15 protein-coding genes are annotated in these 18,483 nt (G+C 44.1%); 8 read left to right on the top strand and 7 right to left on the bottom strand.

Annotated elements, in window-relative coordinates; all coding sequences use genetic code 11:
- Window positions 1-23: 23 nt before the first annotated feature.
- Both AC0L6N_RS11385 and AC0L6N_RS11380 read left to right on the top strand, forming a co-directional pair.
- Entirely contained in the window at window positions 24-2,465 is a 2,442-nt protein-coding gene (locus AC0L6N_RS11385) for an agarase (protein ID WP_473474714.1), read from the top strand.
- A gap of 343 nt (window positions 2,466-2,808) precedes the next feature.
- Window positions 2,809-3,495 carry a PEP-CTERM sorting domain-containing protein gene (locus tag AC0L6N_RS11380; protein WP_473474713.1) on the top strand — a complete coding sequence of 229 codons (687 nt, stop codon included), beginning with the start codon at window positions 2,809-2,811 and terminating at the stop codon, window positions 3,493-3,495.
- 74 nt (window positions 3,496-3,569) lie between these two features.
- Here AC0L6N_RS11380 and acuI read toward each other — a convergent pair whose 3' ends face one another.
- The 3 genes from acuI to AC0L6N_RS11365 all read right to left on the bottom strand — a co-directional run bounded on the left by acuI (window position 3,570) and on the right by AC0L6N_RS11365 (window position 6,621).
- Window positions 3,570-4,607 (bottom strand): acrylyl-CoA reductase (NADPH), encoded by a 1,038-nt coding sequence (acuI, locus tag AC0L6N_RS11375; protein ID WP_473474712.1) that lies wholly within the window; start codon window positions 4,605-4,607, stop codon window positions 3,570-3,572.
- Window positions 4,608-4,664: 57 nt separating this feature from the next.
- Window positions 4,665-5,297: an acrylate utilization transcriptional regulator AcuR gene (gene acuR / locus AC0L6N_RS11370; RefSeq protein WP_473474711.1), complete on the bottom strand. Its 633-nt coding sequence runs from the start codon at window positions 5,295-5,297 to the stop codon at window positions 4,665-4,667.
- A 298-nt stretch (window positions 5,298-5,595) separates the two neighbouring features.
- On the bottom strand, window positions 5,596-6,621 hold the full coding sequence (locus tag AC0L6N_RS11365) for a zinc-binding alcohol dehydrogenase family protein (protein WP_011575413.1): 1,026 nt from the start codon (window positions 6,619-6,621) through the stop codon (window positions 5,596-5,598).
- 263 nt (window positions 6,622-6,884) lie between these two features.
- Here AC0L6N_RS11365 and AC0L6N_RS11360 point away from each other — a divergent pair, with 263 nt between their 5' ends.
- Both AC0L6N_RS11360 and gloA read left to right on the top strand, forming a co-directional pair.
- Window positions 6,885-7,298, top strand: coding sequence for a GNAT family N-acetyltransferase (locus tag AC0L6N_RS11360; RefSeq protein ID WP_473474710.1), 414 nt, complete (start codon window positions 6,885-6,887; stop codon window positions 7,296-7,298).
- A 103-nt stretch (window positions 7,299-7,401) separates the two neighbouring features.
- Window positions 7,402-7,944 (top strand): lactoylglutathione lyase, encoded by a 543-nt coding sequence (gene gloA, locus AC0L6N_RS11355; RefSeq protein ID WP_473474709.1) that lies wholly within the window; start codon window positions 7,402-7,404, stop codon window positions 7,942-7,944.
- Window positions 7,945-8,053: 109 nt separating this feature from the next.
- On the opposite strand, the gene AC0L6N_RS11350 is transcribed toward gloA, so the two are convergent.
- The gene (locus AC0L6N_RS11350; protein ID WP_473474708.1) at window positions 8,054-9,427 is read right to left on the bottom strand and encodes a hypothetical protein; all 1,374 of its coding nucleotides are present in this window, start codon (window positions 9,425-9,427) and stop codon (window positions 8,054-8,056) included.
- 412 nt (window positions 9,428-9,839) lie between these two features.
- On the opposite strand from AC0L6N_RS11350, the gene AC0L6N_RS11345 reads away from it, so the two are divergent.
- From AC0L6N_RS11345 to AC0L6N_RS11335, 3 genes are all read left to right on the top strand, one after another.
- Window positions 9,840-10,751, top strand: a complete 912-nt coding sequence (locus AC0L6N_RS11345; RefSeq protein WP_473474707.1) for a 2OG-Fe(II) oxygenase family protein — start codon at window positions 9,840-9,842, stop codon at window positions 10,749-10,751.
- A 1,221-nt stretch (window positions 10,752-11,972) separates the two neighbouring features.
- Complete coding sequence (locus AC0L6N_RS11340) at window positions 11,973-12,905, top strand: SDH family Clp fold serine proteinase (protein WP_473474706.1); 933 nt, start codon at window positions 11,973-11,975, stop codon at window positions 12,903-12,905.
- A 267-nt stretch (window positions 12,906-13,172) separates the two neighbouring features.
- Window positions 13,173-13,319 carry a group II intron maturase-specific domain-containing protein gene (locus AC0L6N_RS11335; protein WP_473474705.1) on the top strand — a complete coding sequence of 49 codons (147 nt, stop codon included), beginning with the start codon at window positions 13,173-13,175 and terminating at the stop codon, window positions 13,317-13,319.
- A 273-nt stretch (window positions 13,320-13,592) separates the two neighbouring features.
- On the opposite strand, the gene AC0L6N_RS11330 is transcribed toward AC0L6N_RS11335, so the two are convergent.
- Entirely contained in the window at window positions 13,593-13,943 is a 351-nt protein-coding gene (locus tag AC0L6N_RS11330) for a hypothetical protein (protein WP_473474704.1), read from the bottom strand.
- A 20-nt stretch (window positions 13,944-13,963) separates the two neighbouring features.
- Window positions 13,964-15,508 (bottom strand): hypothetical protein, encoded by a 1,545-nt coding sequence (locus tag AC0L6N_RS11325; protein ID WP_473474703.1) that lies wholly within the window; start codon window positions 15,506-15,508, stop codon window positions 13,964-13,966.
- A gap of 436 nt (window positions 15,509-15,944) precedes the next feature.
- On the opposite strand from AC0L6N_RS11325, the gene AC0L6N_RS11320 reads away from it, so the two are divergent.
- The gene (locus tag AC0L6N_RS11320) at window positions 15,945-16,643 is read left to right on the top strand and encodes a DUF1294 domain-containing protein (RefSeq protein WP_473474702.1); all 699 of its coding nucleotides are present in this window, start codon (window positions 15,945-15,947) and stop codon (window positions 16,641-16,643) included.
- Window positions 16,644-17,705: 1,062 nt separating this feature from the next.
- On the opposite strand, the gene AC0L6N_RS11315 is transcribed toward AC0L6N_RS11320, so the two are convergent.
- Window positions 17,706-18,440: an NUDIX hydrolase gene (locus AC0L6N_RS11315; RefSeq protein ID WP_473474701.1), complete on the bottom strand. Its 735-nt coding sequence runs from the start codon at window positions 18,438-18,440 to the stop codon at window positions 17,706-17,708.
- Window positions 18,441-18,483: the final 43 nt, after the last annotated feature.

Genomic DNA, 18,483 nt, shown 5'->3' with positions numbered 1-18,483 from the left:
TATTTAATAACGGAAACAACAACATGAAATACCCACAATTCATTACAACGGTCGCCTTTAGGGCAAGCGCGATTGCGCTAGCAATTACCCTAACCGGCTGTAGTCATGATCAACATGAAATTGCTCAGGCTCAGGGTGTTCCACAAGACCTTGCTGGAAACGGTAGCCCACTAGGCACTGCAGAGGACGCGTTTACCAACGAGCATAAAATCGTCTCACTGATTGACTTTGATAACCAAGAGCAACTTAACTGGCTGCAGCAAAGTGATACCTCATTCGCGCAGATCACCAGCAGCGAGAGCTTAATTAACAAGCAATTAGCGGTGGAGTTTGTGAAAACCGGTAATATTTCCACGTTGCGCGTAGAGCCACCGAAGCCTTGGGATCTTAGGGAGTACGAAAACTACAACATTGCCTTTGATGTGCAAAACACCAGCCCAGATTCAGTTCATTTGTACTTGTCTTTGGAAAATATAAACGGACAAATCCAGAGTCACTCAATTTCTCTGGCTCCGAATTACAAAGGCACTGTGTATTTTCCCCTCGATGGTATTGAAGCAGAAACCGACAGCGGCATGTGGGGAGATGTGCCTCATTGGCAAACCCAAGACGACTTAATGGTGTGGCGTTCTTGGCGCAAAGCAGAGCAAGATTATAGCCAACTCGCTGCGCTTAATTTCTTCACTATTGGAATATTGGAAAACAAATCTGTGATTTTGGATGATGTGCGTCTGCGTGCGAATCCAGCTCACGACCCGAACGTATCGGTCGGATTAATCGATAAGTACGGGCAAAACGCCAAACAAAGCACCCCGTTAGATGTGCATTCAGATGCCCAACTAAAACAACAAGCCGATGAAGAACTGGCCAAGCTAGCCAAATCATCAGGTATGCCAGACCGCTCTCGTTTTGGTGGTTACACCAAAGCCCCAAAACGTGAAGCAACCGGCTTTTTTAGAACGGAAAAGGTCGATGGTAAGTGGTGGATGGTCGACCCTGATGGCTATCTGTTTTTCTCACACGGGCCAGCTAACGTGCGTATGGCAAACATGAGTACGTTAACCGGAATAGACTACGACCAACCGAGTATTCGCGTGCGCACCAGTGATGAAATTACCCCAGAAGATTCCATGGGAATTGTATCTGTTCCTGACAGCGCAAAAGAAAAACGCTATGTCATTTCAAAGGCGCGCAACGATATGTTTCAGTGGTTACCAAGCTATGATGATGAGCTCTCTGAGCACTATAGCTATCGCCGCTCTACCCACAAAGGGCCTATTCCCTACGGCGAGACCTACAGCTTTTACCGCGCTAATTTAGAACGCAGATACGGTGATGACGACCTACGCGCAGGTGAACGTGAAAAAGCAGGCGAAAATCAAGGCAGCGATCCTTCCTACGTAAAAAAATGGCATGACGTCACCGCACAGCGTATGCATGACTGGGGGTTTACCTCTTTTGGTAACTGGGTAGACCCAGCGTTTTATCAATCAGAGCAAGTGCCTTATTTCGCCAATGGTTGGATCATCGGCGATTACCAAACACTGTCGGGTCACACTAATCATTGGGGCTTGATGCCAGATCCTTTTGATCCCGTATTTGCACAGCGAGCAAAGGTCACTATCGATGCTATCGCCGAAAATATTCAAGCGTCACCTTGGTGTGCGGGTATTTTTATTGATAATGAGAAGAGCTGGGGAGAGCGTGAAGGCACAGTGTCACAACGCTATGGCGTGATCCTTGATGCACTATCAAAAAATATTGAGAAGAGCCCTGCAAAAACGGCCTTTGCAGCCCATTTGCAGCAAAAATACCAGACGATCGATGCATTGAATTCCGCATGGTCATCACACTTCGTTAGTTGGCAAACGTTTGAACATGACGCCAGCGTCAGCACGCACACCGATGCCCAAATTGCTGATTTGTCAAAAATGCTCGAGATGCTCGGCGAGCAGTACTTTAAAGTGGTACACAATACCTTAGAAGCGGCGCTGCCAGAGCACTTGTACATGGGCGCGCGCATGGCCAACTGGGGCATGCCTGATGAAATCATCACTGCCTCTTTGAAATACTCTGACGTACTGAGCTTCAATATTTATGAGGAAGGGGTGCAAGAAGACTATTGGAACTTCCTTGAAGACGTCGACTTACCCGTAGTGATTGGTGAGTTTCATATTGGTAGCACGACAGATTCAGGCATGTACAACCCGGGTATTGTGCACAGCGCAAACCAGCAAGACAGAGCCCAAATGTACAAAGATTACATGCAAAGCGTGTTAGACAAGCCGTATATGGTCGGGGCCCATTGGTTTCAATACATAGATGAGCCCATATCGGGGCGCGCATTTGACGGCGAAAACGCCAATATCGGCTTTGTAACGGTAACGGATATCCCATATCCGCATATGATCCAAGCGGTCAAAGAGGTGACATCCACCATGTACCAAAAACGCTTAGCCGACTGAACAAGTCACTTCATCTAGCGTTAGGTATCTCTGTACAACCGCAATTAGAAAACGCCCGATAACGTCGGGCGTTTTTATTTCCCCAACCAAACTTCTTGGTTGGTGTAAAAAACCTCCCTGTCTAAACTCGAACATCAATAAACGTTTAAGACGTAAGCCCGAAATGACTGTCGAAAAAATAAACATATCAGCATCTCGCGCAATAAAATACATTCTATCTTATTGATAGGTAGTGTTTTTATTTCTGGTTTTATAATTGCATGTAAGCTGATGCCTAGGCATTCTTTCTACGCTATACGGATTGTGGCAACTTACAAAAAAATACTAAAAAAGGATGAAATGTATGCAAAATAAATCGTTTAATCGGCTCAAGCTTGCCCTTTCCGGAGCAGCTTTATTAGCCGCATCACAAATCGCCACTGCTGAGGTTATTGTTCTTGATTTCGAAGGTGTGGGTGGCGGAGCTAATATCAATGATTTTTACGATGGAGGAACTGACAGTTTAGGTAACTCCGGTGTCGATTATGATATCGCATTTGGAACCAATACCTTAGGACTCATTGATGCTGACGCCGGAGGGACGGGAAATTTCGCTAATGAACCGTCATCAGACACTATCATGTTCTTTCTTACAGGGACTGCCATACTGAATTACGTTCCGGGTTTTGATACGGGCTTTTCGTTCTTTTACACCTCATCCACGGCAGCGTCTGTATTTGTGTATGATGGATTAAATGCGACTGGAAATTTGTTAGCAACCTTGAATTTATCAGCTCAGCATACGGATAATTGCTCGGGAGATCCAAACGGGGAGTTCTGTAATTGGACAGCCGTTGGCGCTTCGTTTGCGGGCACTGCAATGTCAGTTGATTTTGGCGGAACCGTAAATCAAACGGGTTACGATGACATAACGTTTGGGTCAGCGACTGCCGGTGGGGAAAAGCCTGTAGACGTGCCTGCACCAATGGGGCTAGCGTTTGTGGCTCTCGGGTTAGGGCTGGGATTACGCAACCGTAAACGTAAAACCTAATGTAGTTTGCTCTGACATAGAAAAACGATGCAACTTTGCATCGTTTTTTATGCATTTTTACCGATTAGGATCCACTATTCCCCTTGCACGTTAACTACCACTCGACCGCGAATTTCACCATCGAGTAACTTAGTTGCAGCGTCTACCACTTGTTCTAAGTTGATTTCTTGAGCGATATCATCAAATACACTCGGCTCTAAAATGTCGCTTAAGCGCTGCCATGCTTCCTTTCTGTCTTCAATGGGGCGCATAACACTGTCGATACCTGCAAGGGTCACACCACGCAAAATAAACGGTGCCACACTGGCTGGAAAGTCCATGCCTTGGGCTAAACCACAAGCGGCAACGGTACCGCCGTATTTTGTGCTGGCGCAAGCATTGGCTAATGTGTGGCTGCCTACAGAATCAATGACCCCAGCCCAGCGTTCTTTGGCCAGTGGTTTGCCTTGGCTAGATAGCGTATCACGGTGAATAACCTCATTTGCCCCTAGTGCTTTCAAATAAGGGCTTTCATCCAATCGGCCGGTTGAAGCCACCACGGTATAGCCCAGTTTTGCCAGTATCGAGATGGCAAAACTGCCCACTCCGCCGTTCGCTCCAGTGACCAGAACTTCGCCTTTTTCGGGGGTAACTCCGTTTTTCTCAAGCGCAAGCACACACAGCATGGCGGTGTAACCTGCGGTGCCTATGATCATGGCTTGTTTAGGGCTGATATTAGCGGGCAAGGGGATGAGCCATTCGCTTTTCATGCAGGCTTTTTGTGCTAAGCCGCCGCTGTGCTTTTCACCTACGCCAAAGCCGTTATTAATGACCACATCGCCTACTTTAAAATCCGGGCTGTCGCTGTTCTCAACTACGCCGACCAGATCAATCCCTGGCACTAGGGGAAACTGGCGTACCACAGGGCTTTTGCCAGTGATCGCCAATCCGTCTTTATAATTCAATGTGCTGTACAACACGTTCATCGTCACGTCACCTTCAGGTAACACACTTTGTTCAATCTGCTGTAAAGCCGCGCGATAACCTTGCTCGTCTTTGTTGATTAAAATACCGCTAAAGGTGGTTTCTGCTCTTGCTTCTGTACTGCTTTGGGTAGTAGTCGCATCATTCATGTCATCTCTCCAATTTAGACCGATCGTCTATTAATATCTAAAAAAAAGCCCAAGTGCTTATTTGGGCAGGGCCTGTAAAAAATACTGCAAAAAAAGCATTAGGGGCTTGTCGCTTTGTACCAACTTCGCTCGGCTGACTGCACCCTCCCAACTGATCCAAAAATACTCAGCCAGTGCCCCGCAGTCCGCGCTTTGATTTATGTCACCATTAGCCTTTGCTTGAATGAGGCAAGCTTCAATCTTGCGCTGCCAATTCAAAAATACATTTGTCAGTTGTGCTCGAAAGCTAACGGGTAAGGCGTCCACTTCCTGGCCTAAGTTGCCCACCAAGCAGCCGCGCTTAAAGCCGTGACGCGCCATGCCAATAGCCGCGTCATCCACAAAATTTGCGATACGCGACAAAGGGGCATGTTGTTCGTTAAGCAGGTGTATATCTAGCTTACGTGAAAAGTAGCTATCGTAATGCGCAATCAGGCTTTCACCGTAGGCTTCTTTGCTGGCGAAGTAATGATAAAAAGAGCCTTTAGGCACACCGGCTTTTTTCAGCATGGTATCAATGCCTGACGAGGCAAAGCCAAATTCGGTTAGGTGCTCTAAGCCCACACGCAGAAGCTCTGCCTTCGTGTCGTAATTGTCACGAGCGACTTTGGGCGGCCGGCCGCGTCTTGGTTTTGTTGTTTGCACATTCATCTGAGTATTAAGCTACCACTTGGGGGAAATCAGTTTGCTACCTAAATATATTAGACCGATCGTCTATTTAATTGCAATTGATTTTTTGCTTATGCATTGCTCTGCAACGTTGAGTTATAAAAAAGCCCGCGTGAAGCGGGCTGAGAAGCATGGTTAGTTTTACACTAAAGGGTACTACACCTGTCGCTGACGATTCTATCGGCCTGCTTGTAGCAGCTGGCACTATAAATAGTGCTGTTAAAAAGAGTGCTGCTAAAAAGAGTGCTGCTAAATTGACAGAATTCTAAATCTTAAGCCCCTAATAAATGACAGCTGTTTTGCCAATAGATTTACCACTTTCGATCACGCTATGGGCTTCTTTAAAGGTGTCAACATTAAAACCATTGAAGGTTTGAGTTAACGTACTTTTGATACTGCCTTGGTCAAGTAATTGCGCTATTTCAGCCAGAATATCTTGTTGACGTACTATGTCACTGGTGTTGAACATAGAGCGGGTAAACATAAGTTCCCAAACAAACCCTGCCGATTTTGCTGCTAAAGGTGAGATATCTACTTTGCTATTGACCTCAACGATTGAACTTATCATTCCTTGAGGCGCGATTAACTCTACCATGGCATCCCAGTGGCCCTGCGTATCGGCAACATTGAAGATATAATCAACATGTTGAAAACCACTTTCACGAGTAGAGTCCAGTAGGTTTCTGTGATTAACCACATAATCTGCGCCCATACTGCGAACCCATTTTTCGGTTTCAGGGCGAGATGCAGTTGCAATAACCGTCAAGTTTGTTAGCTGCTTAGCAAGTTGAATAGCAATTGATCCTACGCCACCGGCACCGCCAATAATCAACAACGTTTTCTTCTGCGTCTTGGACACACGAAGGCGATCGAATAACGCCTCATAGGCAGTCAGTGAAACGAGTGGCATTACCGCAGCTTGAGCATCTGATTGGCTGGTTGGTGCATGGGCAACGATTCGATGATCAACAGCTTGATATTCAGAATTTGAGCCTGCACGGGTCACGTCCCCAGCGTAATACACTTTATCGCCCACGCTGAAACCTGAGGCATTTTTGCCAAGTGCTTCAACGATGCCCACTGCGTCATAACCTAAAATAACCGGTTGTGGGTGAGGGGTATCAATCGCGGAAAGCGCACGGTTTTTTGCATCAGCAGGGTTAATGGATGTGGCGACAACACGCACCAACATATCGTTTTCGCCCAAAGTCGGGATAGGCATGGTAAATTTAAATAGGCTATTTTGTTCTTCAATAGGTAATGATTGAGTGAAACCGATGGCGTTCATTTGCTTAGGTACTGACATAATTTGTTCTCCTATTAGGGTTTAAAAATCGATACATGTAATATTTCATTTTGAAAATGATGACAGACGTTCCACACGTGTCATCTGGCTGAACGAACATTTAAATTTTGTTCTCAAGCACCAATGGCGATACTTTATGGCAACGCAGTTCGAAGAAAAACTGGGGTGGTGACGAAACATTTTCAAAATAATATTGAAAATGATGTAGCTAGCATGAGATGTATCCATCACCGCTAAAAGCTAAACGCAGGCAAGGAGCATAAGTGAAACGGTATCAAGTGATAGAAGCAAGCCCAACCGTTGCGGAGTTTATCGCTCTGCGTAAGCAAGCAGGGTGGGGAGAAATCAATATTAATATCGCCCAAAAAAGCCTTGAAAATACCTTGTACTGTGTGTGTATCCGTCAATCACACGCATTACTCGCCATGGGACGCGTCGTGGGCGACGGCGCAATGTGTTTTTATATTCAAGATGTAATAGTGACACCGACCCATCAAGGCCAAGGGGTGGGTCACCAAATTATGTTGAACATCGAAGCATATCTGCAAAGTGCAGCTGCGCAGGGCGCCACTATTGGCTTATTGGCAGCCAAGGGTAAAGAGCCATTTTATGAACGATATGGCTACGTAAGTAGACCAAATACATTACTGGGAAACGGTATGTGTAAGTTTGTCTAGCATGTTAGCGTTTACCATCGTTTTTACACTAATCCATTGTTAATTATCTATTTTGCCCCCACTGAGTGAGTATGAACTTTAGATGTTATGAGGAGCTAACTTTATGAGTCGTCATTTTGATAAGGCCGATGGCCTGTGTGAACAAAGAGATCCCACCACCCTTGGTTACGTGTTTAACCAGACAATGCTGCGCATTGCTGATCCAAAGCGCTCGTTAGATTTTTACACCCGGGTAATGGGCATGACGCTATTAAAGCGCCTCGATTTCCCAGAAATGAAGTTTAGTTTGTACTTTTTAAGTGCAGGCGATGACTTTTCTGACGTGAGTAATGATGACAACGCGCGAACAGTGCAAACTTTTGGTCGTCCAGCCATGCTTGAACTGACTCATAATTGGGATGATACACCTGAGAATACCCAATATCACAATGGTAACAGTGAGCCAAAAGGCTTCGGTCATATCGGTTTTCACGTACCCGACCTCGACGGAGCCTGTCAGCGTTTTGAAGCGTTGAACGTACCTTTTCAAAAACGCCCCAATGATGGTGCAATGAAAGGGCTCGCTTTTATAAAAGATCCTGACGGTTATTGGATTGAAATATTTGATGCCAACAAGGTTACAGGCTCTATCAGCGAGCACATGTAACTTTGCCGACGCACTGGCAATAAACCTTTTTAGGTAGGCAGTCCGTGGGCGTGAATTCATGCGCCCACGATTAACTTCGTTTGTCGGCAGACGTTAACGCGAGGTGAGTTCACTCACTTTTGCGGACTTCTAACGCCTCAATATTAATGATGTTCGAGCGATTTAAGGTAATCTTAAAGCGCTGGGTTTGTTGCTTCTTGTCTTTATCCGTGTGCATTAGCACCACATTAATTTGATAACGTCTTTCCACTGCTTGCTTAGTGATTTTGTTGTTTTCCAACGAATAAAGGCGACCTTCGCCCTTTCTTAGAAACCGAATAAAGGGGGTCAAATTGAAATAAATTTGCTGGCGCACCTCATCATAGCCCGGTAAAAAGCTTTTCGCGAAGACCTTGGTTTCGCTACGAAAATGCAGCAATTGCGCCGCTTGTTTGTTTTGCTGGCGACGTGTTTGAAACAGTTTGTCTACTTGAGGCGGCAAATCTTTATTGCGAATGTATTCAAGCCAAATGGTTTGATTGGCAACCTTGCTCTTATTCACACTGTGGCTGTATAAAATCCGCCACTTTGGCAAGCCTTTTTGAATACGCCGCCAAATAATACGCGTAATGTCTTCTTTGAATATTTCCCGTAAGCCGTAAATCACTCCTAACATGCCCACCAATGCAATGGTTACTTCGGTAAAATTGGTTCGCGCGTTTAACACTAACACCATCACAAACGCCATGATGATCGCGGTTACGGTACCTTTGACGATGCGGTTTAAATAGCTGTTGAGGTTCTTGGTTTTCTTTTGAAATACCACCCCGTATTCTATTAAACGCTGTAACAAGCGCATTTTATTGGTAATGCGATTCGGGTCACCGAGAGTGGTTTGCGAGTTGTACTGGTTTTCTTCTCGATATTCATTTTCTCGGCGGCATAAACCAAAGAGAAAGTTTCTTTCACTTGAGTATTCTGCGCTTTTGGGCGCCCTTGATAGCAGCTTTAAAAATGACTGCTCCACTTGCCAGCTAAGGTAGTTATCAGCATTTTCAAAATACGCCCTCAGCTTTTCGTCAGACGGGGTATAGCGCCTTAATTTTTTAAGCAGGCCAGAGGTTTGCTCAGCAAGCTCTATCGCTTGGGGGTAAAACTCTTTGCTGTCTTTAAGCTTAAGCGTTTGCTTGATGTCAGTATCAAGGGCGGTACGAATTTGATAAGAATACAAATTGAGGTTTAAGCGATAATCACTTTGTTCGCCCTTCTTTTGACTAATGTATCGGCTGCGCACCAATGGCACATGCAGTTGGTCAGAATAATAGGCACTGTGGTTTTGAATGCTGTGGTGAAAGTACTGTTCCTCGGTCAAGGTTTTTGCGCTGATACCCATTTCATCAGGCAATGAAAAATACAGGTCGAGTCTTTGGTGATCACTGGGCGAAAGCTGGTAACCGACTCGTATGGACAAGTTTTCGTCTTGGGTCAGCTTAATATTATTCACTGATATCTTGGTCTCCTTTATGACTTGCGATGTTCATATTCTGAGGTTGACTAGGTTGTTACTTGGCTATTGGCTACTTTTTGGCAATGCTTGGGGGCAGCCTAAGAAATAGCGAGTATGAACGCTGCGTAAAATAAGTATGCCTGACTTTTTGTCCTTTCCCCAATCTTCATATTCATAATCGGCAATTTTTTGTCACCGCGACTTATCATCACGCCTTATCACTACGAAGGCATAACGTGGTGCTGCGGCGATGGTTGTGAATAGCGTGGCTCAGTCGTTAGCAGGTGATTATATAGAATTAATTGATTTTGTTTCCTTTTGTAGCGTATTTATCCATGAAAGTAGTTGTAATAAATTGTACGCCTCGGTTGCAGATATAAGATCGTGCAACAAAACAGGATGATTTATTATGCAAACCAATCAACTAAACCAAGCACGCAACTTAGATTTACCTTCCCGTGAAGCCATGTTGCATCGCACTCCTTCGGTCCAGCAGTTTTGGACCAACCACTACAACTTACTGAGCGATGCATGGAAAGAGTGGGAAGAGAGCAACAGCGACACGCTGGCAACACTTGACAGCTCCTTGCTCGATAGCCGTTTGCGAGACGCCGTAGAGCATGCATGGGCCGACCCAAGTAAAGAATTAGCAGTACAAGAATTGATGCAAGAAGTGGCACCAGATGTATTCGAATTCCAGTTTTTCGACCCACAGCGTTTGGCGGATTTACGTGGCTATCTTGAGCAAGTGTGGGAAGCACACATTCCCCTTCGCCCACCGTACGGCATTGTATTGAACCGCCGCGGTGCGATGTTAGACAGTCGCTCGCAGGGGTATTTGGCAGCGCCAAGCTTTCAAGTGTTTTATCGCGAAATGCTTGATAGATACATGCGCCCCATAGCCCGTTTGTTGTTCCCAGAAATCGTAGGGTACGATACCCAAACCTTTGGTTTCTCGATTCATTACAAGCCAAATACGGATACATCGATTCGCCCGCATACAGACGCCTCAGCGGTCACCTTGAACATTAATTTGAATTTACCTGATGAGGTATTTACCGGTTCAAATGTGGATTTCTACGACCCCACTACAGATAAAATGATTGGGCTAGCGTTTAAGCCGGGCAGTGCGATGATCCACCGTGGCAATGTGGTGCATGCCGCACAACCTATCACCAGTGGTGAGCGCACCAACTTCGTTCTTTGGTTGTATGGGAACTACGGCAGAATGCCGATGCAAGGCGCTGATCGTGTTGCAGTCGATGCGAAGCAGCGCTGGGCAGTGCCAACGGGACCATTGGATGATTTTGCGCCATTCTAGCTTTTATTGGGTGAACGTTATGCACCTCGTGTGCTTTTTATGGGCTACGCCCAGGTTATGCACTTCGTGCACAGGGCACAGCTTCGCTGTTTATGCACTTCGTGCACAGGGCACAGCTTCGCTGTTTATGCACTTCGTGCACAGCGCACAGCTTCGCTGTTTATGCACTTCGTGCACAGCGCACAGCTTCGCTGTCTACACACTGCGTGTGCTAAGCATGCGCGGTGCTTATTTATGTGCTGCGCGCACACAACATGAGCTTTGCTCACCTCATGCGCTGCGCTTATTGATAGCCTTCGGCTACTAGGGCATACGCTTCGCGTACTTATGTGCTGCGCACACTTTACGCACTTCGTGCACTTATGAGCTTCGCTCACGTCATCCCTGACGCTTTTTCAAACCCTCGTCCCTAGGGCTCGATTTACTTTTTACCTACAGCCGCAAAAAGTAAACAAAAAGGGCCGCCCTCCAGCCAATTTTGATACCCATATATTAAAACGACTTTGATGTCAGATTGGCTAAAGGTAACCTCCATGTAAAACACTTCGCCTTGTCCAGACCTCCCTGTCTGGCCATCTGACAAGCCGCTTTTAAATATGGAAAATTGGAGTCGGTGATAAAGCAAAGCAGCGACGTTGTCGCCAAAGAATGGGCTTCGCCCAAGATATCACTTCAGCCGGAATGCCAGTTCGGCGCGCCGTACAACTTACTTTTCTTCAACAACTAAGACTATAAGCACAAATTCATCGGGAATGAATTTGAACATCCGAAGGATGGTCTAAGCGTTCTTTGCGTAGGTGAAATACATGGATGTATTTCATAAAAGAAGCCGGTCTCCAACAAACTTTCTTAACCGCCAAAAGTAACGGCTTTAATGTCAGAACGGCGTGAGGAAACATCTCGGCAACTGGAACGCCAGCTCGGTGCTCTCTGCGTTGCTCTACCTTTCTGCATCCATGCAGATCGCCTGTAAAGCAACACACCTTGTCCAGACGTTCCTGTCTGACCATCTGACAAGCTGTTACTTTGAACGGGAAAGTTTGAGTCGGTATAAAATAAAAAGCAGCGACTTTGTCGCCAAAGCGTGGGCTTGCCTTATTAAACATGAAATTAGAATTTTTTGGCCTATACAACGTGTTATGGCATATGGTAAAAACGATATGTAAAGCAAGGCGGAAAGTGTCCGGATATTAGTATTGCTAAATGGCTAAAGGAGTTTCAATGGCAAAGGAAGAGGTCGAAAATCAGGATGAAGCAATCGAAGAGAAAACCTATGATCTATCTATCATTGGTGATCAATTCGAAATGTTCAAAAATAAGTTGGATGATGAGGATATAAAATCTCATATAAACGATCATTTAAAAAAGATACTTAAAGAATACAAATTGGATAAGTATCACGTCATTTTTCTTTATGATGAGTACAAATCAATAAGCGGGTTTCACTCAGATAAGATATATCGCACGGTAAGCGATCTTAATAACAAGAAAGATATCTTAATGTTCATCGAAAGTGGTGGTGGTCAAATTGAACCTGCTTATCTTATTAGTAAAACTTGCAAAAGATTGGCAAAAAATAAATTTGCTATATCCATTCCCAGAAGAGCCAAATCAGCAGCAACACTAATATCATTGGGTGCTACAGAGCTACATATGGGACTGCTCAGTCAGCTAGGTCCTATTGACCCGCAATTTAACGGTTTTCCAGCTTTAGGCTTGGCTAATGCTGTTGAGAAAATAGCTGAAATGACTGCTAAGCATCCAACTGCATCTGATATGTTTGCACAGTACTTAAATGCCAATGTAAGTATTCGGGATCTTGGGTATTTTGAAAGAATTAATGAATCAGCTACTCAATATGCCATACGTTTATTAAATGGTAAAACATTACCCGATTCCAAAACATGTGAAGAACTTGCAGATCATTTCACTAACCATTATAAAGATCATGGATTTGTAATTGATTCAGACGAAGCCTCTGAACTATTAGGAAGCTCCGTTATAAAAACGGGGACAAACGAATATGAAGCAGGTAATGCCATATACGAATTCTTCAATTTCTTGGATTTATTGTTTGGTATTTTCAAACAAAAAAATATGCGCTTTGTAGGTGAGATTGACAACGGTTTGGATCTTATTGACAAAGAGAAATAGTTATTTGAAGCAGATTATGACGTCAATAGCTAATTTGTAGCCTTTGACGATTTCGTAATCACTGCCCACTCCTAAGAGTTGCTGAAGAATACAATAAAACCATCGGTAGAGGCTTGAGCGAGGGCTAACGCTTCCTGCATACGAGACCTTGATTAGCTCTACTGCAAGGGATTTGATTTTCTTGGATTTAATTTACGTAAATATGGTCAAAAGCTAATTAATAAACCAATTAAAAGTTGTATCAAATCGTTTCTTGAGTCAATCAGATTGGGGGTCAAGAAAAGAATATCTACGCCAGTAGCGAGGTTACTCAGTTCAATCAATAGCAAGATTGTAGGCTGGACAAATTATTATCGACATGATTTGGCTAAGAAACTGAGGGAAGATCAGTCTTTGGTAGTGTGGATTCAATGATTTTCCGAACTTTTATCAAATGATAAAACGCAATCACCCGAAGAATTCAGCGGCGTGGCTTTACCGGGAATACTAGACCCATTGTGGTACGCGGCAGTAGATGTTAATTGGACCTTACATAACTAACCACTGTGAAAAGCGCCTCGTGTGGTAGAAAAAGGCTACCGACAATCCTATATGCAGCAAACTGTTGGGTCAACCGCGCTTGGACTTATGAGAACTTGAGCCGTCTGCAGAGATACCGAGGCTGTAATAAATTTTACAAACTGACTCTTAAAGTCCAAGTTTCGTCGATATTTTGAAAACCCACTCTACGGCCTGACCGATATTACCCATGATTTCTCTAATATCGTTTGTCGCTTTCTTTATTTTCTTCATGTCACAGCTATCCTCCCCTTTTTCTTTTAATTCGTAAACAACAATAGCTACCTTCTCAGCGATTAATCCAATGTCCTCTTCGGTAAGGGTATTTTTGCGCGTTTGAACTTCAGAAATGTGCGATAACACCTTATTTATATCAGTCTCAAGATGCTCTTTATTGAAACTATTATTTTGTTGGCTGCAATCAATCGAGTCAGCAGTGAAGACCTGATTTATTGTTTTTGCTTTAATTTCACTTTTCATAAAAATCTCTTGTGTTGATCCTAGCCTTCGATTCCATCTTTAGCTCCCTTTTTCTCATTTTTCATATAGACTTTCTCACCTACAATCAGATTGTCTATCTTGTCTGCGTTGATCGTATAATTTCCTTCTTCATCTCTGTAATCGCTAATATCTATCTCTTCTTCCAAAAATGTGTCTAAAACGCCCTGAAATATTTGTTTATATGTTGTTTTTATTCCAGAAATGAATTCTGGTCGTCCAAAAAAATCTGTAGTAAATGTAAAAGAGTTTAGTTCGTGTTTTTGCTTCGGTATGAACCCAACTGAGCCAGGCCATATAGCAGTTTTCTTAACACACCTCCGAAATTTTTCAGAGTAAAAATTGCTATTGGTTTGGTCTTTACTAACATAGTTTTCGTCTATCTCTTTTATTAATCCAATGTCTATTCCGTCGACGAGCTTTTCGAAATCGTCAATATCTTCAAATGCTTCAAGATAATCGAGCTTGGTCAACTGTTTCTCTCTAGTTTTTAACTTTTCAAACGAATTTATAGATGATCTAGAGCTGTCATTTTCAAACTCACTTTGAATCAACTTTTTTTGAATATCAATTATCTCAAAAACGGGAGGTCCAATAGTAAGCATAGCTACGTGGCAGGTAATGCTATTCGATGTATAAAATAACCTGAAAAAAAATGTAACAGCGGTCTGATGCGCGCCAAATAATACTTGTACTCCATAGTAAGAACGACATGATGCCTCTTCGCGGTTCGATAGATACTCGTCTATATCACTTTCACCGATCCATAGGATGGGGGACTGGTCATCGTTCAACCATTGTGAGTTAACTCTTATAGTGTCGCCGTGGATAACTAAGACCTTTCCGCTCTCAAGGTTTGAGGTATCGCTACTTCCAACTAGTAATCTTATTTTAGCTAATATTTTTTGAGATATCTTGCTTTCATCTCTTTGATGGTCGAGTGAAATTTTGCAGGTGATGCTATCTTCAAGTTGTAAGCGTCCGAAACCGGGAAAAGGCCTACTTTCGTTAATAATAGTTAGAACGGGTACTCTGTTTGTATTTAGTTGTCCTGAAGCATAAAAATTTATATTTTTAAAGCTAGAATTAATTAATTCAATACGTTTGTTGTCTGATATGTTATTGACGATATCTGTAAGAATATCTTTTTTTTCTTTTTCAAACTCTTTTAGAATCTTATTTCTTTTTTTATATAAAAAATATTTAATTCCCCAAATGATTATAATAAGGGGTAATAAACTAAGAATAATAAGTTCACTTGAAGTTTTAATAATAAGAAAAGCTATCGTCATCCCTAGGAGTAGTGAAAATATCCAGACAGTTTCACTATTGTCTTTAGACGCTATTTTTTTTAACCGATTAGTTGCTTCCCATACTGCTTCATAATAAATTTTATAATCAAAAAAAGGCGTGTGCCCCAGATTAGAAAAAGGAGGACTAAAGTTTTTGGGAAGCTTTCGAGGGTGTGGAAAATCTGACTCACATATATCCATAGCAGCCAACAGAAGTGAGTTTCTAAGCGTAAGTTTATTTTTATCCATGTCCATATCAATAATTCCTTAACAATACATATTAAAAATAGGTTATTTTTAAAAATTAGCAAAATTCTTAAGAATAATTGGCAACGCCGTCAATATGACGGTCGATAAAATATTATCTAGATATGAGTTGCACTTGTATGTTAACAATTTAGCACGGCAGCCATTATAAGTGCTTGTAGAGAGCGCAACCTTGGCTGCGCTTCTGTGTCGGTAGCCAAGGTTTTTTTTTGCGTCAGGTATTAAGAGTTAGCAGGACGAGTTAGCGGGGCAGCCACGATAATTATGGGCTGGCTGTTTTATCTAGGGTGTTTGCTTAGCCAACTGACTTGTTGGTCATTCTTTGATTTTTTGCTGGTTATTTATGGCTAGCTTGGGTAGATTTATTTGGCTTTTGAGTTTTCAGTGTTGTTCAAAATGTTGTTTGTAGAATGTAAGAGGGATTATGCGGTTTCAGGGAAAGGTGTTTAATTGGAATGATGACAAGGGCTTTGGTTTTGTTGAGCCAAATGGGGGCGGTGAGCGGGCGTTTGTGCATATCAAAGCGTTTACGCCACGTTCTCGGCGGCCGGTTGATGGGGACGTCATCACCTATGAGTTGGTGCGCGAGTCTCACAATCGCTGTAAAGCTGAGAATATTCAGTTTGCTCGGGGATTAAACGGGGCTAGCACTAGGCAAGCCAGTATAAAGTCTGCTAATCCCAACAAAGCAAATAAGCGTAGAACAAATAACAATACCACCGTGAATGTATTCTTAGTGCTGTTTTCGATTGCCTTAGTTGTATCCATTTTAATGGGCGCGTTACCAGTGCTTATTGGTGGTGTTTACCTTGTCATGAGCATGATTGCATTTGTTGCCTATGCGCTTGATAAGTCAGCTGCGCAGAATGGTCGTTGGCGCACAAAAGAGAGCACGTTACATTTGTTTGCTTTTTTAGGTGGCTGGCCAGGCGCCTTGTTGGCGCAAAATCGCTTGCGTCACAAATCGAGTAAGGCGGAATTTAAAAACGTCTTTTGGTTTACTGTGGTGTTGAACCTAGGTGCTTTGTATTGGTTGCATACAGAAGACGGGGCGAGGTTTTTGAACAATAAGGTGTTGCCGTTTGTCAGTGGTGTGCAAAGTATGGTGATAGGAGGGAGCTAAGTTATTTGTGCACTTCGTGCACAGATTACAGCTTCGCTGTCTACACACTGCGTGTGCTAAACATGCGCTGCTCGCACACAACATGAGCTTTGCTCACCTCATGCGCTGCGCTTATTGATAGCCTTCGGCTACTAGGGCATACGCTTCGCGTACTTATGTGCTGCGCACACTTTACGCACTTCGTGCACCAGCATCCATGCTGGGTATGACAGACCATCCATGGTCAGCCAGTCACTTCTTTCCAACAGCCGAAAGAAGTAACCAAGAAAGGCCGCCCTCCAGCAAGTTTCTATTCCTGCGCGTCTTGTCTAACTCTGGTCGTGAAAACGCGTTCCCGACGCGGCTTTCACTTAGATTGAATCCCTTCAATCGAACCAGAGTGACCCTGCGATGCTCGGGAAACTTGAGTCGGTGGAACATCAAAAGCAGCGACTTTGTCGCCAAAGAATGGGCTTCGCCCAAGATTTCACTTCAGCCGGAATGCCAGTTCGGCGCGTCGTACAACTTACTTTTCTTCAACAACTAAGACTATAAGCACAAATTCATCGGGAATGAATTTGAACATCCGAAGGATGGCCTAAGCCCTCTTTGCGCAGGTGAAATACATGGATGTATTTCATAAAAGAAGCGGTCTCCAACAAACTTTCTTAACCGATAAAAGTAACGGCTTTAATTTCAGAACGGCGTGAGGAAACATCTCGGCAACTGGAACGCTAGCTCGGTGCTCCCTGCGTTGCTCTACCTTTCTGCATCCATGCAGATCGCCTGTAAAGCAACACGCTAAATTTGTTCTTCGTTTTACTATTAAACAAAACGCAATCTGAACTCATCCGTGATAACGCACCCAGCTTCACCATCCTTGGCGAATCGTTCACCCGATAGGAGCGTTGCTCCAAACAGCCTCGGGTTTACCCCTGTCTGGCCATCTGACAAGCCGATACTTCTATCGGGAAAGTTTGAGTCGCGCGTAAATCAAAAGCAGCGACGTTGTCGCCAAAGCATGTGTTGCGCTCACGCCATAATCACGAGACAGCCGTGATAGTTCCTGCCAGTTTTTGCGTTTTATATTTTATCTATCACGGGTTTGCCGTTGCGAAAGTATATAAATGGGCCTTCGGCTTCAGGCGCTTGGCCGCTGGTTAAGCGTTGTGCTACTTCTTTAAGTATCATTCGGGTGATAATAGGTAAATCGAGCTTTTCGGCGTCGACCAGTGATACCCAGTGCATGGCGAGCAATTCACCAGACCCTTGGGGCGTTTCGTGTACATCCCCTTGGATAATATCTGCGTCTACCATAAAGAATCGCGTATCGAAGCGGCGATTTCGATAGGGCGGTGTGATGGCTCTTGCTATGAAACTCAGGGTATCAAGGCGCGGATTTACACCATGTTGTAAAAACGCTTGCCAGTGGGGTGAGCGGGTTCTTATGGGTAAGCTATCGGTTTCGCCAAGGAGCAATCCGGTTTCCTCGAACGTTTCACGAATAGCCGCCAGTGCAAGCCCTCTAGCACGTGACTCAGAGCATCCTTTCATTAAACGTTGCAGTACGCTGGGTTGAAGGTCGTTAGGCGGGCGAATACGACTGTCTCCCGCGTCAATCTTACCCCCAGGGAACACGAACTTATTCGGCATGAATTTATGCTCAGCTGAGCGCTTACCCATCAGAATTTTGGGGTGAGTACTGTCCCGGCGCACAATAATCAGGGTGGCGGCATCTTTAGGTTTTACAGCGCGTCCTTGGGATCGCAACTCGGCGGAGGGCGTATTGTAGGGGATATAGGGTTCGTTGTTAGGCATGTTAGCCCCCGTTTATTTATTCAATAGGTGCGGCGTGAAATAT

The sequence above is a fragment of the Paraglaciecola sp. G1-13 genome, from assembly GCF_055809255.1.
Note: the sequence above shows the minus strand (reverse complement) of the source record. Positions and strands in the feature narration are given on the sequence as shown.